This is a genomic window from Acinetobacter sp. 25-47-122, assembly GCF_056779695.1.
This window is the reverse complement of the sequence record NZ_JBWYIJ010000032.1, coordinates 1-365: the sequence shown is the minus strand read 5'-3', so window position 1 is coordinate 365 and position 365 is coordinate 1. Positions and strand designations below refer to the sequence as shown.

Annotated in this window: 1 protein-coding gene and 1 pseudogene; both read right to left on the bottom strand. The window is 37.8% G+C overall.

Annotated features, from left to right (window positions below):
* On the bottom strand, nucleotides 1–113 hold a 113-nt coding region (locus AC1M9P_RS14645), incomplete at its 3' end, for a CoA-transferase (RefSeq protein WP_481588093.1).
* Between the two features lie 142 nt (nucleotides 114–255).
* A pseudogene (locus AC1M9P_RS14640) lies at nucleotides 256–365 on the bottom strand (catechol 1,2-dioxygenase); the annotation flags it as partial.

Below are 365 nucleotides of genomic sequence, written 5' to 3'. Positions count from 1 at the left end.
TCGATGAGTTCAGCAGGCTGACCTGCAGTACCAAACCCACCAATCATAATGGTTGAACCGTCTTTAATTTGGGAGAGGGCTTCGGTTAAAGTCTTTTGAGATTTATCAATCATAGCGTTTTATAGATAAAGCTATCTATATCCTTTTCGGTCTTGCAAAAATTTAAACAAATCAAAATGATTAGATTTGGATTGGTCTAAATTCTTTAGTTGAATGAGATAAAGGATGGATGAGAAATCCATCCCTTAATTATTTTTAAGCTGATGCGCGGCGGCGTTCAACTTCAGTAGAAGGCGCACCTTCAACGTCTTTCACTAATTCAATGTCAAATTGAATATGTTTGAACGCACCTTTCAGACCACGAC